This is a genomic window from Lysobacter sp. yr284, assembly GCF_900107375.1.
In the GTDB taxonomy this organism is placed as follows: domain Bacteria; phylum Pseudomonadota; class Gammaproteobacteria; order Xanthomonadales; family Xanthomonadaceae; genus Lysobacter.
This window is the reverse complement of the sequence record NZ_FNPT01000004.1, coordinates 138387-155045: the sequence shown is the minus strand read 5'-3', so window position 1 is coordinate 155045 and position 16659 is coordinate 138387. Positions and strand designations below refer to the sequence as shown.

At 71.5% G+C, this 16659-nt stretch carries 15 protein-coding genes; 6 read left to right on the top strand and 9 right to left on the bottom strand.

What is annotated here, in order from left to right; translation table 11 throughout:
- The first annotated feature begins 251 nt into the window (after nucleotides 1-251).
- From lpxO to pyrF, 5 genes are all read left to right on the top strand, one after another.
- Entirely contained in the window at nucleotides 252-1154 is a 903-nt protein-coding gene (gene lpxO, locus BLV01_RS09100; protein WP_091797736.1) for a lipid A hydroxylase LpxO, read from the top strand.
- 403 nt (nucleotides 1155-1557) lie between these two features.
- Nucleotides 1558-3219, top strand: coding sequence for an energy-dependent translational throttle protein EttA (gene ettA / locus BLV01_RS09095; protein ID WP_091797733.1), 1662 nt, complete (start codon nucleotides 1558-1560; stop codon nucleotides 3217-3219).
- 135 nt (nucleotides 3220-3354) lie between these two features.
- Entirely contained in the window at nucleotides 3355-3555 is a 201-nt protein-coding gene (locus BLV01_RS09090) for a YqaE/Pmp3 family membrane protein (RefSeq protein ID WP_091797730.1), read from the top strand.
- A 120-nt stretch (nucleotides 3556-3675) separates the two neighbouring features.
- Nucleotides 3676-4413 (top strand): type I methionyl aminopeptidase, encoded by a 738-nt coding sequence (map, locus tag BLV01_RS09085; RefSeq protein WP_091797727.1) that lies wholly within the window; start codon nucleotides 3676-3678, stop codon nucleotides 4411-4413.
- 124 nt (nucleotides 4414-4537) lie between these two features.
- Nucleotides 4538-5350, top strand: coding sequence for an orotidine-5'-phosphate decarboxylase (gene pyrF, locus BLV01_RS09080; RefSeq protein WP_091797724.1), 813 nt, complete (start codon nucleotides 4538-4540; stop codon nucleotides 5348-5350).
- A 99-nt stretch (nucleotides 5351-5449) separates the two neighbouring features.
- Here the strand turns inward: pyrF and BLV01_RS09075 are convergent, their stop codons facing one another.
- Both BLV01_RS09075 and BLV01_RS09070 read right to left on the bottom strand, forming a co-directional pair.
- Nucleotides 5450-6319, bottom strand: coding sequence for a DUF1444 domain-containing protein (locus BLV01_RS09075; RefSeq protein WP_091797720.1), 870 nt, complete (start codon nucleotides 6317-6319; stop codon nucleotides 5450-5452).
- Nucleotides 6320-6423: 104 nt separating this feature from the next.
- Entirely contained in the window at nucleotides 6424-7308 is an 885-nt protein-coding gene (locus BLV01_RS09070; RefSeq protein WP_091797716.1) for a DUF1444 domain-containing protein, read from the bottom strand.
- A 159-nt stretch (nucleotides 7309-7467) separates the two neighbouring features.
- On the opposite strand from BLV01_RS09070, the gene BLV01_RS09065 reads away from it, so the two are divergent.
- Nucleotides 7468-8451, top strand: coding sequence for an MBL fold metallo-hydrolase (locus BLV01_RS09065; RefSeq protein WP_091797713.1), 984 nt, complete (start codon nucleotides 7468-7470; stop codon nucleotides 8449-8451).
- A 147-nt stretch (nucleotides 8452-8598) separates the two neighbouring features.
- On the opposite strand, the gene BLV01_RS09060 is transcribed toward BLV01_RS09065, so the two are convergent.
- The 7 genes from BLV01_RS09060 to BLV01_RS09030 form a co-directional block, all read right to left on the bottom strand.
- On the bottom strand, nucleotides 8599-9483 hold the full coding sequence (locus BLV01_RS09060) for a glycosyltransferase (protein WP_091797710.1): 885 nt from the start codon (nucleotides 9481-9483) through the stop codon (nucleotides 8599-8601).
- A 13-nt stretch (nucleotides 9484-9496) separates the two neighbouring features.
- Nucleotides 9497-10336 carry a glycosyltransferase family 2 protein gene (locus BLV01_RS09055; RefSeq protein ID WP_091797707.1) on the bottom strand — a complete coding sequence of 280 codons (840 nt, stop codon included), beginning with the start codon at nucleotides 10334-10336 and terminating at the stop codon, nucleotides 9497-9499.
- A 392-nt stretch (nucleotides 10337-10728) separates the two neighbouring features.
- Nucleotides 10729-12990, bottom strand: coding sequence for a type II secretion system secretin GspD (gspD, locus tag BLV01_RS09050; RefSeq protein ID WP_091797704.1), 2262 nt, complete (start codon nucleotides 12988-12990; stop codon nucleotides 10729-10731).
- 23 nt (nucleotides 12991-13013) lie between these two features.
- Nucleotides 13014-13793, bottom strand: a complete 780-nt coding sequence (locus BLV01_RS09045) for a hypothetical protein (RefSeq protein ID WP_091797701.1) — start codon at nucleotides 13791-13793, stop codon at nucleotides 13014-13016.
- The gene (gene gspM / locus BLV01_RS09040) at nucleotides 13783-14478 is read right to left on the bottom strand and encodes a type II secretion system protein GspM (protein WP_254782565.1); all 696 of its coding nucleotides are present in this window, start codon (nucleotides 14476-14478) and stop codon (nucleotides 13783-13785) included. The genes BLV01_RS09045 and gspM overlap by 11 nt, the downstream gene beginning before the upstream one ends.
- Entirely contained in the window at nucleotides 14468-15655 is a 1188-nt protein-coding gene (locus tag BLV01_RS09035; RefSeq protein WP_091797698.1) for a PilN domain-containing protein, read from the bottom strand. The genes gspM and BLV01_RS09035 overlap by 11 nt, the downstream gene beginning before the upstream one ends.
- Nucleotides 15652-16500 carry a type II secretion system minor pseudopilin gene (locus BLV01_RS09030; RefSeq protein ID WP_091797695.1) on the bottom strand — a complete coding sequence of 283 codons (849 nt, stop codon included), beginning with the start codon at nucleotides 16498-16500 and terminating at the stop codon, nucleotides 15652-15654. The genes BLV01_RS09035 and BLV01_RS09030 overlap by 4 nt, the downstream gene beginning before the upstream one ends.
- Nucleotides 16501-16659 lie beyond the last annotated feature (159 nt).

Genomic DNA, 16659 nt, shown 5'->3' with positions numbered 1-16659 from the left:
GGACAGCGCCGGCGGTGGCCCGCCCGGGCTTGAAAACTCGGGCCGGGCGGCCCATCTGTGCGACGCGGCCCGAGGAAACACGCCCGGGCGGCTTGACGTAAGACTTGAAATGTTAGCCTAGGGGCGTATGGCGGCCAACCGCCAAAGCGCGGCTCCCGCCGGCCCCGTCCGGGGCGGACAATGGCCCCGCCCTCCCCACCCACGGCCCGCCGCCGCCCGGCCGGCCCGCCCGATCCCTGGATGTCCCGACCGTGAAATGGGTCTTCGTCTTCCTGTTCCTGGCCGCCGCGGTCTACGTGCATTTCCGCGGCCGGGTCCGCCACCGCCTCGGCCGGCAGCTGCTGGACCATTCCACGTTCATGGCCCCCATCAACGTGCTGATGTACGCCTGCTCGAAGGTGCCGACCACCCCGTTCCTCAAGCCCGACGAGCACTTCCCCGAGCTGGAGCCGCTGCGCGCGCGCTGGCGCGAGGTCCGCGCCGAGGCCCTGCACCTGCGCGAGATGCAGCAGATCAAGGCCGCCGACCAGTACAACGACGTCGGCTTCAATTCCTTCTTCCGCCGCGGCTGGAAGCGCTTCTACCTGAAGTGGTACGACGAGGCCCACCCTTCGGCCGCCGAGCTGTGCCCGGTCACCACCCAACTGCTGCGCGAGGTGCCCAGCGTCAAGGCGGCGATGTTCACCGAACTGCCGCCGGGCAGCGAGCTGCGCCCGCACCGCGACCCCTACGCCGGCTCCCTGCGCCTGCACCTGGGCCTGGAAACGCCGAACGACGACGCCTGCTTCATCGACGTCGACGGCCAGCGCTACAGCTGGCGCGACGGCGAATGGACCATGTTCGACGAGACCTACATCCACTGGGCGCAGAACGGCTCGCAGCACAACCGCATCATCCTGTTCTGCGACATCGAGCGGCCGATGCGCTTCGGCTGGGCGCGCGGGCTCAACCGCTTCATCGCCAAGCGCCTGATCGCCGCCGGCGCCTCGCCCAACAACGAGGGCGACAAGACCGGCGCGATCAACAAGATCTTCAAGTACTTCTACGCCCTGCGGCTCAAGTCCAAGGCGCTGAAGGAGCGCAGCAAGGGGACGTACTACTTCTTCAAGTACGCCGCGGTGGCGGCGGTGATCGCGCTGATCGTCTGGCTGTAAGGCCGGCGAACCGCGCAATCCTCACCACCCCGTCGTTCCCGCGAAAGCGGGAACCCACGGCTTCGCCGCGGCATGGCGCCGAAGTCTCTGGATCCGCGCTTTCGCGGGGATGACGGCTTGGGCGGAGACGACGGCCTGGCAAATCGCCGCCTTTGTGGGAGGGCCTTCAGGCCCGATGCCTTCCGCTCAGATCGCCGCGACCTGAGACAAGAGCATCGGGCCTGAAGGCCCTCCCACAAGAGCAGCCCCTGGGGGCCGCCATCCCCGGATTCACCCTCCCTCCGGCCTCCCGCGCTGGAACCCGTCACCCGGCTGCGGGATAATCGGCTGTTCGCAACGCCCCCCGCCCCGCCCCGCGGCCCCTTCCGGGCCCGGCCAGGCGCGCCTCTGCTTCGGAGTCCGCATGCAATACATCTACACCATGAACGGCGTCAGCAAGACCGTGCCGCCGAAGCGTCAGATCATCAAGGACATCTCGCTGTCGTTCTTCCCCGGCGCCAAGATCGGCCTGCTGGGCCTGAACGGCGCGGGCAAGTCGACCGTGCTCAAGATCATGGCCGGCGTCGACACCGACTTCACCGGCGAGGCGCGCCCGGCCACCGGCATCAAGGTCGGCTACCTGCCGCAGGAACCGCAGATCGACCCGGAAAAGACCGTGCGCGAAGCGGTCGAGGAAGGCGTCGGCGAGGTGCTCAACGCCCAGGCCGCGCTCGACGCGATCTACGCCGCCTACGCCGAGGACGGCGCCGACTTCGACGCCCTGGCCAAGGAACAGGAACGGCTGGAGGCGGTCCTCGCCGCCGGCGACGCCCACACCCTGGAAAACCAGCTCGAAGTCGCCGCCGACGCGCTGCGCCTGCCGCCGTGGGACGCCGTCGTCGGCAAGCTGTCCGGCGGCGAGAAGCGCCGCGTCGCGCTGTGCCGCCTGCTGCTGCAGAAGCCCGACATGCTGCTGCTCGACGAACCGACCAACCACCTCGACGCCGAGTCGGTGGAATGGCTGGAGCAGTTCCTGGCGCGCTACACCGGCACCGTGGTTGCGGTCACCCATGATCGCTACTTCCTCGACAACGCCGCCGAGTGGATCCTCGAACTCGACCGCGGCCGCGGCATTCCGTGGAAGGGCAACTACACCGACTGGCTGGTGCAGAAGGACGAGCGCCTGAAGCAGGAAGACAACCAGGAAAAGGCCCGCCAGAAGGCGATCCAGAAGGAACTGGAGTGGGCCCGCCAGAACGCCAAGGGCGGCCGCTCCAAGGGCAAGGCCCGTCTTGCCCGCATCGAAGAGCTGCAGGCGGTGGACTATCAGCGCCGTCAGGAGACCAACGAAATCTTCATCCCGCCGGGCGAGCGCCTGGGCAACAAGGTGATGGAGTTCAAGAACGTCTCCAAGAAGTTCGGCGAGCGCCTGCTGATCGACAACCTCAGCTTCGTGGTCCCGCCGGGCGCGATCGTCGGCATCATCGGCCCCAACGGCGCCGGCAAGTCGACCCTGTTCCGCATGATCATCGGCCAGGAAACCCCGGATTCGGGCGAGATCGACATGGGCCCGACGGTCAAGCTGGCTTACGTCGACCAGAGCCGCGACAAGCTGGAAGGCAACCACAACGTCTTCCACGAAGTCTCCGGCGGCCTGGACATCCTCAACATCAACGGCATCGAGATCCAGTCGCGCGCCTACATCGGCCGCTTCAACTTCAAGGGCCAGGACCAGCAGAAGATGGTCGGCAGCCTGTCCGGCGGCGAACGCGGCCGCCTGCACCTGGCCAAGACCCTGCTGCAGGGCGGCAACGTGCTGCTGCTCGACGAACCGTCCAACGACCTCGACGTGGAAACCCTGCGCGCGCTCGAAGACGCGTTGCTCGAATTCCCGGGCAACACTTTCGTGATCTCGCACGACCGCTGGTTCCTCGACCGCATCGCGACCCACATCCTGGCGTTCGAGGGCGACTCGCACGTGGAGTTCTTCCAGGGCAATTACCGCGAGTACGAAGAGGACAAGAAGCGCCGCCTCGGCGAGGAAGGCGCCAAGCCGCACCGCCTGCGCTTCAAGGCGCTGAAGTAAGCCGCTGCGGCGGCTTGCCCGGGTTGCGGTAAAGTGGAACGGCCGGCCGCGCTCCCATCACGACGGGCGCGGCCGGCTTTTTTGTAGCGGGCGCAGCCTGCACCAGCGCCGCCGCCCGACAAAAGGACTCGACGCATGCGACTGATCATTGCCATCTTCCTGCCGTTCCTGGCGTTCTTCACCATCGGCCGGCCGTTGGCCGGAATCGTCTGCCTGATCCTGCAGATCACCCTGATCGGCTGGCTGCCGGCGGCGATCTGGGCGGTGTACGCCCTGAGCCAGTACAAGACCGACGTGAAGATCCGCAAGGCGCTCGGCGAGCGCGGCCAGGCCTGACCGCGGCGGGGCGATGGTTGCCGTCGTCGCCCCGTTCGCGCTCGCGCGCGCCGCTGCGGATGCAGACCCCGAAGTCCCCCTGAACGCCTGCGTGTCCGCACCGCAGCCCGAGGTGTCGCCATGACCCTGATGCACGCTTTCGAACTCGAAGGACTGCGCCGCGCCGGCGCGCTGGTGTCGTCGATCCTGACCACGATGCGCGAGGCCGCGGTGGCCGGCGCGGTCTCGCGCGATCTCGACGCGATCGGCGCGGCGATGCTGCGCGAAGCCGGCGCTCGCTCGGCGCCGCAGCTGACCTACGACTTCCCCGGCGCCACCTGCATCAGCATCAACCAGGTCGCCGCCCACGGCATTCCCGACGGCACCGTGCTGCGCGCGGGCGACCTGGTCAACATCGACGTGTCGGCCGAACTCGACGGCTACTTCGCCGACACCGGCGGCAGTTTCGTGGTCGGCGAGCCGACAGCCGCGCAGCGCAAGCTGCTCGACGCGACCCTGGAAGCGCGCGACGCCGCCATCGCCCAGCTGCGCGCCGGCAACCTGATCAACAGCATCGGCCGCACCGTCGAAACCGTGGCCGCGCGGCACGGGCTGCGGGTGATCCGCAACCTCGGCAGCCACGGCGTCGGCCGCGCCCTGCACGAGGCGCCCGGCAACATTCCCGGCTACTACGACGCGCGCGACACCCGCCGCCTGCACGAGGGCATGGTGATCACGGTCGAACCGTTCCTGGCCACCCATTGCACCCAGACCGAGGAAGGCGACGACGGCTGGGCGATGATCTGCCGGCGCGGGTTCGCGGCGCAGTTCGAACACACGGTGGTGGTGACTTCGGGCGAGCCGATCGTGGTGACGTGACGACGCGATCTCCTCCGCCGCAGCCACCATGAAACGCAACACCCCCGCGCCGTCATTCCGGCGAAAGCCGGAATGACGGCGTCGCCCCCCCCTTCCCCCCATAGCGCCATCGAGGACCTCCCCCATGAGCTTCATGCAGGCATTGCGCCGCCGCTGGCAACAGGCCGACACCCTGGTCTGCGTGGGCCTGGACCCGGAGCCGGCCAGGTTCCCGGCGAAATTCGCCGCCGACGCCGATGCCGTGTTCGCCTTCAACCGCGACATCGTCGACGCCACCGCGCAATACGCCTGCGCGTTCAAGCCGCAGATCGCCCACTTCGCCGCGCTGGGCGCCGAAGACGCGCTGACCCGCCTGATCGCCCACATCCACGCCAGCCATCCCGACGTGCCGGTGATCCTGGACAGCAAGCGCGGCGACATCGGCAGCACCGCCCAGCACTACGTCGGCGAAGCCTTCGAGCGCTATCGCGCCGATGCGGTGACGGTGAATCCGTATCTGGGCCGCGATTCGGTCCAGCCCTTCCTCGACCGCGCCGAGCGCGGCGTGGTGATCCTGTGCCGCACCTCCAATCCGGGCGCCGGCGACCTGCAGGATCTCGACGTCGGCGGGCGGCCGCTGTACCAGCACGTCGCCGAGAAAGTCGCGCGCGACTGGAACGGCCACGGCAACTGCGCGCTGGTGGTCGGCGCGACCTGGCCGGAGCAACTGCGCGAAGTGCGCGCGATCGTCGGCGACGTGCCGTTCCTGGTGCCCGGCGTCGGCGCCCAGGGCGGCGACGCCGCCGCAGTGGTCGGCCACGCCAAGACCGCCGACGGCACCGGGCTGATGATCAGCAGCTCGCGCGCGATCCTCTACGCGTCCAACGGCGGCGACTACGCCGAAGCCGCCGCGAACGCGGCGCGCGACTTGCGCGACGAGATCAACCGCCACCGCTGAGCGGGCCGCCGGGAGCCAGCGGCGCAGCTGAATCGCGGCCCGGCGAAAAAGCGGCGGGTCTGAAGGCCGTCCCGCGAGAGCGCTCTCGATCAGCCGGCGTCAATCCTCGAACGCGTGCAGGCCGCCGTCGCGCCACACGAACAGCCCGGCCGACAAACCGTAGGCCGAGGTGCCGGCGATCTCCCGCGCGATCTCGCGCAGCGAGGCCAGGTTCTCGCGGTCGTCGCTGCCGCACAGCAACAGTTCGTCGCGCGCGGCGATCGCGAACACCGGCTCGCCGCGCAACGCCACCCGCTCCTGCCAGCGCTCGAACAGCAGCGCCATGCCGGCGTCGTAGTTGCGGTCCAGGCGCGCGGCGTAGCGGCCGTCGCCGCCCTTGATCTCCAGCTCCGGCAGCCGCCGGGCCAGGTTGTCCAGGGCGTGCGCGCGCAGCGCCGGCCCGTGCAGTTCGCGCTGCGCGGCCTGCTCGGGCGAGAGGAAGCTCATCGACGCCGGCGTGTCGAGCACGTAGGTCACGATCAGGTCGCCGGCCAGCGGCTCGATCACGAACGGCGACGCCGCCTGCGGCTGCGACGCGCCGAGCTGGCGCATCGCCACCTCGTGCCAGGCGCGGGTCTTGATCGCCGGCAGCACCATGCCCTCGCCGGCCTGCGCGTCCTCGGCCGACAGCTGGCGCTGCACTTCGCGCGCCGAGGCGATCTGGTCGGCGAGCGTCGCCTCCAGGTCCTCGGGCGCATTCAGATAACACTGGTAGGCGTTGCCGACCTGCAGGTCGGCGCGGATGCCGTCGGCCAGCGCCAGTTCGATCCGCGCTTCGTGCTGCGCGCCGGGATGGATGCGGATGTGGGCGTCGGGAAACGCGTCGCGCAGGGCGCCGGCGAAGCGCTGGGAAAAGGCCTGCAGGTCCAGGACCTGCGCCGCCGCGGGCGCGGCCGGCTTGCGGCCGAACAGCTTGCTGAAGAAAGACACGACCGGTTCCTTGTGGTCAGGGTGGCCCGACTATAACGCCGCATCGCAATGCGGCAACGCGGCGGCCGCGCCGGTCGTCCGCGCGCGAACGGGGCTCGCCCCGTTCAGTCGTCGAGCGCGCGCAACCCGCCGTCGCGCCACACGAACAGCCGCGACGACAGGCCGTAGGCCGAGGTGCGCGAGATCTCCGCGGCGGCCTCGCCCAGGCGCTGCACGCCCTCGCCGTCGTCGCGGCCGCACAGCCACAGTTCGTCGCGCGCGGCGATCGCGAACACCGGCTCGCCGCGCACCGGCGCGCGCGCGCGCCAGTGTTCGAACAGCAGCGCCATGCTCGCGTCGTAGTTGCGGTCCAGCCGCAGCACATAGCGGCCGTCGCCGCCTTCGATCTCCAGCTCGGGCAGGAACCGCTGCAGGTTGCGCAAGGCGCGCGCGCGCAAGCCGTCCGCCGCCAGGCCGCGGCGTTCGGCCTCGGCGGGCGACAGGTAGTCCATCGAATCGGGCCGGTCTTCGACGAAGCTCAGCACCAGGTCGCCGGCCAGCGGTTCGACCACGAACGCGATGCCGGCGCCGCCGCCGATCGCGCGCCCCTGCTGCACCGCCACGTCGTGCCAGCCGCGGGTCTTGAGCACCGGCAGGATCGCGTCGTCGTCGCCGGCCTGCGCGCCGAGCGCGTGGCGCCGCTGCAACTCGCGCGCGGCGTCGATCTGTTCGGCGAACACCCGCTCCAGCGCATCGGGCGCGTTGAGATAGCGCTGGTAGCCGGCGGCGACGAACTGGGTCGCGGCGAAACCGTCCGGCAGGCTCCAATCGATGCGCGTGTCGGCCAGGCGCGCGCCGTGGCCGACGCGCAGGCGGGCCTGCGGCCAGACCGCGCGCAGCGCCTGCGCATAGCGTTCGGTGAAGGCGTGCAGGTCGAGCGGCGCCGGGCAGACCCCGGCGTCGGCGCGCGCCAGGCGGCGGCCACGCAACAGCTTGCTGAGCAACGACATCGGCATCCCGCCTCCCTGCTCCGGGCGCCGGGCCCGTCGCGGCCGACTATACGAACGCGTTCGTGATGGCCCGCCTCACGCCGCCGGCACGCGGCGAACGCGAAGCGCGTCGCCTTCGCGACGGGCCGCCGCGACGGCCGCACGGTTAAGCTGGGCCGCATGACCACGCCCGACGATCCCGTCCGCCGCCGCGTCCTCGCCGCCTCGCTGGCCGCGCTCGGCGCCGCCGCCCTGCCCGCCCTGGCCGCCGCGCCGCTCGCCGTGACGCCGCCGCCGGGCGGCGACGCCGATGCGCGCACCGGCACCCGCCTGATCCTGCTCGGCACCGCCGGCGGCCCCACGCCCAAGGCGCTGCGCGCGGCGCCGGCCAGCGCGGTGGTGGTGGACGGCGCGGTCTACGTGGTCGATTGCGGCAACGGCGTGGCGCGCCAACTGGCCCTGGCCGGGCTGCGCCTGGGCGCGCTGCGCGGCGTGTTCGTCACCCACCACCATTCCGACCACAACGCCGACTACGGCAACCTGCTGTTGCTCGCCTGGGCTGCGGACCTGCGCACGCCGGTGGACGCATGGGGCCCGCCGCCGCTCAAGCGCATGACCCGGCAGTTCCTGCGCCTCAACGCCACCGACATCCGCACCCGCATCGCCGACGAGGGCCGGGTCGATCCGGCCACGTTGATCCGCGCGCACGAACTGCGCTCCGGCGGCGAGGTGATGCGCGACGAACGCGTGCGGGTGCGCGCGGCGGTGGTCGAGCATCCGCCGCTGCAGCCCGCGTTCGCGTACCGCTTCGACACCGCCGACCGTTCGATCGTGTTCTCCGGCGACACCCGCCCGAGCGCGGCGCTGGTCGAGCTGGCGCGCGGCGCCGACGTGCTGGTGCACGAAGTCATGTACCTGCCGGCGCTGGAAAAATTGATCGCCAGCGAAGCGCAGGCCGCGCGGCTGCGCCAGCACCTGCTCGACAGCCACACCACCGCCGAACAGGTCGGGCAGGTGGCGACGCAGGCCGGAGTGAAGACGCTGGTGCTCAACCACTTCGTGCCCGGCGGCGATCCGGCGCTGACCGACGAGGTGTGGCGCGCGGCGGTGGCGCCGCATTTCCAGGGCGAGTTGGTGATCGGGCGGGATTTGCTGGAGCTGTAGGCGCGAAAGCCTTGGGAGGACTCCAGTTCCGATGCTCTTGTGGGAGGGACTTCAGTCCCGACGCTTGCGTGCCCGACCGCAACGCCCTGAGCGAAGAGCGTCGGGACTGAAGCCGCTCCCACAAACAGTCCTGCTACGCCATCCTCTTCAGCGCAGCGCCGCGCGCAGCGCCGCGATCGGAAAGCGCAGCCAGATCGCCGCGAACACGCCCGCGCGCACCGGCGCGCTGCGCCGCGGCGCTTCGAACTTGCGGAAGTAGCGCCACAGCCCGCGGTGCTTGTTCCATTCCACGAAGAACGGCCGCGAGCGGCTCGACACGCCGCGCACGTGGACCACGCGCACGCCGTTGGCGACCGCGACCGTGCCGCCGGCCTCGCGCACGCGCCGGCACAGGTCGAGGTCCTCGGCGTGCAGGCGATAGCCCTCGTCGAAGCCGCCGATGCGCGCGAACAGGCTGCGCGGCATCAGCATCAGCGCGCCCGAGGTGGCCTGCACCGGTTGCAGGGCCAGCGCGTCGTCGGGCGCGACCGCCATCTTCGGCGCCGCCCACGGCCGGGCGATGCCGGCCAGCATCGCGGCGAAGTCCGGATCGCGCCGGCGCACGGCGGCGTCGCGCTCGCCCTGCTCGTTGACCAGGTCGGCGCTCAGCAGGCAGTCGCCGAGCCCCTGCGCCAGCGCGTGCAGGCGGCGCAGGGTGTCGGCTTCGACCATGCAGTCGGGATTGACGAAGGCGAGCCAGTCGTCGCCGTCCGCCGCCGGTTCCAGGTCGGCCGCGCCCTGGTTGCAGCCGACCGAGAAGCCGGGGTTGTCGGGATTGGCGATGAAGCGCAGGCGCGGGTCCAGCGAGGCCTGGCGCTGGACGATGTCGAGGGTGCCGTCGTCGGACTGGTTGTCGACCACGCGGATCGCGCCGACCCCGTCGCAGCCGCGCAGGCGCTCCAGGCAGTCCTCGATGGTGGCGGCGCTGCGGTAGCTGACCACCACGGCCTTGAACGGCGCGGCGGCGCCGGCGCGCGCGGGTGCGGCCGGCACGGACGCGGCCGGGTCAGAGGAAGAGATCACGTTGCATGTCCGGTGGGCCGACCTGGCTGAGCCGGTCGGCGAGTCGTTGGCGCAGGTCGCGCAGCGGGTCCTGCATGAGGAAATGGGCCAGGCGCGAATGCCAGTCGGGCCAGCGCGCGGCCAGCGCGTCCATGTCGCCGTCCTGCGGCCGGCCCTCGCCGGCGCGCGCGACGAAGGCGGTATCGCACAGCACGTTGCGCCAGCCCAGGCCGGACAGGCGCAACGACAGGTCGGTCAGCGCCGCGTACCAGGAGCCGTAGCTGTCCGCGTCGAGGCCGCCGGCGCGGCGGCGCGCGGCGCCGCGCAGCAGCACGGCGTGGCCGATCGCGGCCGGCAGTTCCGGATGCGCGGCCGGCATCTGCGCCAGCGCGCGCGCCAGCCGCTCGGCGTCGCCGGCGTCGGGCATCGGTTCGATTTCGCCGATGCGCGGCCACGCCGCGGCTTCGCCGGCGTTGCACCACGGCGTGGCCGAAGCGATCGCGCCGTCGGCGGCGAAGCTGGCCTGCAGCCGGCTGAGCCAGCCCGGCGCGGGCACCGCGTCGGCCGCGAGTACGGCCACGTCGCTGTCGCCGCAGGCCTTGAGGATTTCGTCCAGGTGCGCGACTTCGCCGATGCTGCGCTGGCGCCGGCTGTAGTCGGCGCGCAGGCGCGTGCTGCGCAGCCAGCGCTCGACGATGGCGTAGCCGCGCGGCCCGGATTGGGCGTCGTCGGCCAGCCACACCCGCGCGCCGGGCGGGGTGCAGGCGTCGAGCGCGGCCAGGCAGGCGTCGAGGGCGTCGTCGTCGACGCCGAGCGGGACCACGACGATCGGCAGTTCGCTCATCGCCGCGGCTCCGCGCGTCTGCGCCCGGCGGCGACGGGCGTCGTCGCGGCCTGCGCCAAGCCGCTGCGCGGCGCCACCGGGACGCGGCCGGCGCTGGCCGCGGAAGCGGCGGCGCGGCGGGGCGTCGGCGGGAGCGTGCGGCGATCGGCCATCGGGGCGTCGGTATGGGGCGGCCCATAGTGTGCGCGATCGCAGCGGCTTGCGGGTGATGGCGGCGTCAGAGCGCGGGCGCGGCGCAACGCGGCCCGCAGCGCGCGCCGGCGGGCGAACGGGGCGATCCGCCATCGCCGTGCGGCGGCCGCCCAGGCGACCCGCCATCGCCGTGCCGCCGCGCAAAAAAAACGGGGCCGGCGATGCCGGCCCCGTTCGCGGCGTCCGCGCGTGCGCGGCGCTTACTTCTTCTTCGGCTTGGGATTGAGCGGTTCCATCGCGCGGAAGCGGCGGGTGTATTCGTCGGTCAGGCCGCGCGATTCCTGCGGGTTGCGCACCAGGGTCGGGGTCAGCAGGATCACGGTCTCGGTGCGGCTGGTCGACGAACTCTGGTTGCCGAACAGGGCCCCCAGCACCGGAATCCGGCTCAAGCCCGGCAGGCCGGCGCCGCCGCGGTTGCTCTCGTCGCGGATCAGGCCGGCCAGCAGCACGGTCTCGCCGCTCTGCACCGCGGCCTCGGTCTTGAGCTTCTTGGTGTCGATGGTGACGTTGTTGCTGTTGCCCACGCGCGCGCCGGCCGAACTGATCTCCTGGACGATGTCCATGAACACCATGCCGTCGCGGCTCACCCGCGGACGCACCTTGAGGATCACGCCGGTATCGAGGTACTGCACCTGGCTGTAGGTGTTGTTGTTGCCGGCGCCGGTGTTGACCGAGACCGACTCGATCGGAATGCGCGTGCCGACGTTGAACGACGCCTCGGCGTTGTTGCGCACGAACACCGACGGGGTCTGCAGCACGTGCAGGTCGGTGACCTTGTCGAGCGCGGTGATCACCGCGGCGGCGCCGTTCTTGATCAACGACCAGGACACGCCCTCGCCTTTGACGCCGCCGATGCTGGCGGAGATGGTGCTCCACTTCAGCGGCACGTTCGGATTGGTGTTGCGGTCGAGGTTGGGATAGCCGTTGTCGGTGGCGGCCTGCTCGAGGAACCAGTTCACGCCGTACTTCAGCGCGCCGGTCAGGTTGACCTCGACCACCTGCGCTTCGATGTGCACCTGCATCGGCATGACGTCGAGCTTGTCGACCACGTTGCGGATCGAGCGCCAGGCCTGCGGCGTGGCGCGCACCAGGATCGAATTGGTTTCCTCGACCGCGGCCACGCCGACCTTGGCGCCGTCGACCTCCAGCGTCACCGCGCCGTTGCCGGCGCGACGCTGGCCGAGCGAGGCGCCGCTGCCGAGGCCGCCGCTGCTGCCGCCGCTGGAACCCAGGCCGCCGCCGCTGCTGTCGTCGCTCTTGCCGATGTCGGCGCTGGAGGTGCCGTTGCCGCTGTCGCGCAGCTCGGTCGATTCCAGGCCCGGCATCAGCGACGGCGCGCCTTCGCCGCCGCCCCCGCCGCTGCGGCCGGCGCCGAACACTTCGGCCAGCCGGTCGGCCAGGTCCTTGGCCTTGATGTACTTGAGTTCCTGCGTGTACAGCTGGACGCCGTCGCCGGCGCTGTCGATGCGGTCGAGCCAGTCCTTGATGTCGTCCAGGTACTCGGCCTGCGGGGTGATCACCATCACCGCGTTGGCGCCCTCGATCGGCATGAAGCGGAACATGCCCGACACCGGCGACTTGCCCTGTTCGCCGAACACCTTCTCCAGGTCGGCCACGACCTTGCTGGCCTTGCCCGACTGCAGCGGGAACACGCCCACCGACATGCCCGACAGCCAGTCGACGTCGAACACCTCGACCGTGCGCAGGTAGTGTTCCAGTTCCTGGCGGGTGCCGCCGACGGTGATGACGTTGCGCGCGTTGTCGACGTTGACGATGGCGTTGGGGCGCGCGTACGGCTTGAGGATCTTTTCCATCTCGGTCGCCGAGACGTACTTCAGCGGCACCGTGCGCACCTCGAAGCCGCGCGCGTTCTCGGCGCCGCCGGTGCGCGGGGAAACGTTGCCCGGCAGGGCCTGGTCGGCCGGCACGATGTTGTAGCGGCCGCCGCTGTAGATCAGGCGCGCGTTGTTCCAGCTCAGCACCATCTCCAGCAGGTTCATCGCCTCGGCGGCGTTGACCTGCTTGGGCGTGGCCAGGGTCACCGTGCCCTGCACGCCCGGCGCGATCACGTAGTTCTGGCCGAGCATCTCGCCGAGGATGGCCTTGACCACCGCGTGCAGCGATTCGCCCTCGAAGTTGAACGAGGCGGTGCCGGTGGTGCCGGGCAGGCCCGGCGGCGGCTTGGACGCGGCGGAGTTGTTGATGACCTTGCCGGTGCCGCGGCGGATCTGCGCCTGCGGACCGGCGTCGTCGTCGGCCTTGGCCGGCAGCGGCTCCTGCTCGACGCCGTTGCGGACCATGCGCACGCCGGCCTGCTGTTCCTCGCTCGCCTTTTTCATGGCCTGCGGGTCGCCGTCGCGTTGCAGACGCGGGGACACCACGCTGGCGCACGACGCCAGTTGCGTGGCGATGATCGCTGCGGCCAGGGCGTGGGTGGCGAATTGCTGGGTTCGTTGCTTCATGCGTTCCACTCTGCGTGCCAGTCTTAAGGCGAATTGGCCGGGGGTTGTGCGGCTTGCTGTTGCTGCTGCCGCAGTTGCTGACGTCGCGCTTCGATGCGCTTGCGGATGGCTTCCATTTGCGCCTGCTCGGTCAGCGGCGCCGAGGCTTCGGCCGGTTGCGGTTGAGGCTGGGGTTGCGGTTGTTGCACGGGCGCGGCGTTGGCCGGCGGCGGCGGCCGGTTCGGCGGCGCGGGCTGCGGCTGCGGCACCGGACGGCCCGCGGTCGGCGGCGCGGCGATCGCCGTCGGCGGCTGCCCGCCCTGGCCGTTGTACACGCGCAGGTCGAGTTCGCGCCGCCCTTCCGGCCCTTCGAACACCGCCCGGCGCGGCTCCAGCGAGGTCAGGCGCCAGGACGGATGCGACTCGGGCACTTCGCCGAGCTTGACCGGCACCGACTCGCTGCCGTCGGCCGGCTGCAGGATCGCCATCGACAATTGCGGGGTGATCAGCACGCTGGTCAGCAGGTAGTCGAACGCGGCCTGCTGGTTCTCGCCCTCGCCCTTGCCCTGCATGAAGAACGGCTTGGGCCGGCGGTCGTCGACGAACAGCGGGCGCGCGGCGATCTCGCCGTACTGGGTCAGCGGGCCGAGCGTGTCCGGCGGGCTCTTGCGCGCCTGCGGCAGCGGCTTGACCAGCGACGGGTCGGGCGGCAACGGGTCGACATGGCGGCCCATGCCGGCCAGCGCCAGCACCCAGGTCAGCAGCGCCCAGCCGGCCGCGGTGGCCAGCAGCCAGGTACGCGGGCTGGCGTCGTCAAGGCGCATCGGCGGCTCCGGCGGGGGCGTTGGCGTTGTTGCCGCCGCGCGCGTTGGCCGGCGCGGCGCTGGGGTTCGGGCGCAGGTAGCCGTACAGGTCGAAGCTCACGTCCAGGCCGCCGTCGTTGGCCGGGCCGGCGCTGCCGGGCACGAAGTAGCCGCGCGTGGACAGCAGGTTGAGGTTGCCGACGAACAGCCGCGGCGAACCGCTTTCCAGCGAATGCAGCACCGCCGCGGTCTCCGGCGCGCCGCAGCGCAGGCGCACCTGCACCACCACCCGCGCGTAGCGGTCGCGGCGCGGTTCGGCCAGCGGCGAGCGGTTGACGATGCCGCAGCTGCGGTTGCCCGGGCTGGCCTGCTGGACCACGGTTTCCAGGCGCTGGACCAGGCCGGCGGTGGCAAGTTCGGCGGTGGCCTCGGGCAGGAAGCCGGGGCGGCTGGACTGCTGCTGGCGCACGCGCTGCAGCAACTGGCTGACCTGCGGCGCCTGCTGCAGCTCCATGCGCTGGCGCAGTTCGCGCTCCTGCAGGCCGTGCAGGGTCTCGTCGGCCTCCATCATCGGCACCGTCCACCACGGGTGGATCAGCACCGCATAGGCGATGGCGAGCGCGGCGAGCAGCAGGCCCAGGGCGAGCCAGCGTTCGCGGTCGGCGGTGAGTTGGCGCAGGCGGGAACCGGTTGCGTTAAGGGCCACGCGCGCCCTCCGCGTTCTGCGCCTTGGGCGGGCCGATCTCGGCGGTCAGGGTGAAGCGGTCGCGGCCGGTGGCCGGATCGGGCTGGACCGCGCCGGTCAGCGCCGGCGAGCGCCACAGCGCGGTGCCCTGCAGCTTGCCGATCAGCGACGAGGCCTCGCGGCTGAGGCCGATCATCAGCAGGCTCTCGTCCTCGATCGCGAGTTTTTCCAGGTAGGTGGTGTCGGGCATGCGCCGGCTCAGTTCGTCGATGATCTGCACCGTGCTCGGGCGCGCGGCGCGGGTGCGGTCGAGGAAGGCCTGGCCTTCGATCAGGTCGACCACCTCCTGGCGCTGGCTGGCGGCCTGGCGCGCGGCGTTGGCGTTGCGCGCGATGGTCTGCTGCAGGTCCTTGATCGCGGCGCGGCGGTTGTCGAGCACCTGCCACATGCCCGCGGCCAGGGCCAACAGCGCGACCGCGGCCAGGGCCAGGTTCCAGTAGCGGAACGGGTCGCGGCGGGCGCGGCGCTGCGCCGGCGGCAGCAGGTTGACGCCGAGCGGGACGCCGTCGGCGCCGGCCACGTCGATGCCGGCCAGGGTCGCCGCCAGCGGGCCGATCGCCAGCAACTGCGGGTCCAGCGACTGGCGCGGCACCGCGACCAGTTCGGCCTCGATCTGGCCGTCGCTGTCGCGCCGCGCCAGCACGCGCGCGTCGAAGGCGACCGCCTCGGCGGTGAACGGGGTCTGCCGGTCGATCTCGAAACCGACCACGTCGCGCAGCCGGTCGGCGGCGGCGGCGGGCAGGTTCAGGCGCCGGCGCAGGCTGGTCGCCGGCGGCAGCAGCAGCCAGCGCGGCAGTTCGCCGATGCGCGGCGGCAGCAGCGGCGCCAGCGGATCGGCGGCGGCATCGGCCGGCACGCCGGAATTCCAGGCGGACAGATCCGGCAGCGTGGCCAGGTCCTGGACCTGGTCGGCCTGTTGCAGGCGCAGGCGGATCGAGCCGCCCTGGGCGCCGCCGTCGACCTGCAGCAGCAACCGGCCGCGGTCCACGCCCAGCGCCTGGCGCGTGCGCAACGGCAGCCACGAGGCCAGGGTCCGGCCCCACCAAGAGAAAAAGCCGCCCGCACCGGGCGCGAGGCGCGCGCTCAGACTTCGCAACCGGTTGGCGGCCAACCGGCCTTCGGCTACTTGCGAGTTCATCGTGTTGAAGCTCCCTCCTCCCAACGCAGCGGGGTATAAGGCATTCCCGGCACCGCTCCCCCTCCCGCTCGCACGACCACCCGCAACACCGATTCGCGGCCATCCGTCAGCCGTGCACGGCTCTCGATACTATAGGTGCCGCTGCGTTCGCCGACGAGACCGCCGCCAACGCCGCCGGGCCCGGCACCCTGCAATTGTGACCCCGGCTGGTTTCTTTCTCGTTGACGTACCAGGTCGGCGCCGTTCAACCCCATAGCATCGAGCACTTCCTTGGCCGCGAAGGCTTGCTCGGGGCGCGTGCGGCCGCTGTAAACCGTGACCAGCGGCTCGATCCGCGCATACAGCTGCGGCGTGATCCCCAGCACCTGCTCGAGTTCGGCCACGCTCTCGAATTCCGCATCCTTGGCGCCATAGGGGCGCCCGGCGGACGTGTAATCGGCATCTTCGGCGCCGCCGGCGGGTTGCGTGAGGGTGTCGGCGTCGCGCCAGTCGATGATCGCGCCGGCCAGTCGCGCGGCTTCGGACTGCTCCAGCTTTCCCGCCGCCTGCAGCAGGGCGGTCAGCAGTTGCGCGTCGGCCTGGTTGAGATCGACCTTGCCGTTCTCGTCGACGATCTTGATCTCCAGCTGCGCATCGCCGTAGCGCCAGCGGTTCGGGCGCCCGTCGGGCAGCCACTGCAGTTTCTGGTCGTTCATCGCCACCCGGGTCAGCGCGTACTCGACCCCGGCGCGGGCGGCGTTGTGCGCGACCAGCCCGCGCACCTGCACCCGGCCCTGCAGGTTCTCGGTGCGCGCGGTCAGCGCGAACGCGCCGATCAGCGCGGTGAGCAGCGCGACCAGCCACATCACCAACAGGAGCGCCGCACCGCGGGTTCTTGAAGGCCCGACAAAAGCGACATCGCGATCGGCATGCCGCCGCGAAACCGCATTTGCGCCGCGGACCTGCGAACAACCGACACGAGCGGCCTCACGCCCTGCGCGCCGCCGCACGGCCGCAGCCGCGCC

Bases quoted from the DNA above. Each gene is read 5' to 3' on its own strand.
- BLV01_RS09035 (WP_091797698.1), bottom strand. From the start codon at position 15,655: ATGAACTCGCAAGTAGCCGAAGGCCGGTTGGCCGCCAACCGGTTGCGA.
- BLV01_RS09055 (WP_091797707.1), bottom strand. From the start codon at position 10,336: ATGAGCGAACTGCCGATCGTCGTGGTCCCGCTCGGCGTCGACGACGAC.
- BLV01_RS09070 (WP_091797716.1), bottom strand. From the start codon at position 7,308: ATGTCGTTGCTCAGCAAGCTGTTGCGTGGCCGCCGCCTGGCGCGCGCC.
- map (WP_091797727.1), top strand. From the start codon at position 3,676: ATGACCCTGATGCACGCTTTCGAACTCGAAGGACTGCGCCGCGCCGGC.
- BLV01_RS09045 (WP_091797701.1), bottom strand. From the start codon at position 13,793: ATGCGCCTTGACGACGCCAGCCCGCGTACCTGGCTGCTGGCCACCGCG.
- BLV01_RS09030 (WP_091797695.1), bottom strand. From the start codon at position 16,500: ATGTGGCTGGTCGCGCTGCTCACCGCGCTGATCGGCGCGTTCGCGCTG.
- BLV01_RS09065 (WP_091797713.1), top strand. From the start codon at position 7,468: ATGACCACGCCCGACGATCCCGTCCGCCGCCGCGTCCTCGCCGCCTCG.
- pyrF (WP_091797724.1), top strand. From the start codon at position 4,538: ATGAGCTTCATGCAGGCATTGCGCCGCCGCTGGCAACAGGCCGACACC.
- gspD (WP_091797704.1), bottom strand. From the start codon at position 12,990: ATGAAGCAACGAACCCAGCAATTCGCCACCCACGCCCTGGCCGCAGCG.
- BLV01_RS09090 (WP_091797730.1), top strand. From the start codon at position 3,355: ATGCGACTGATCATTGCCATCTTCCTGCCGTTCCTGGCGTTCTTCACC.
- ettA (WP_091797733.1), top strand. From the start codon at position 1,558: ATGCAATACATCTACACCATGAACGGCGTCAGCAAGACCGTGCCGCCG.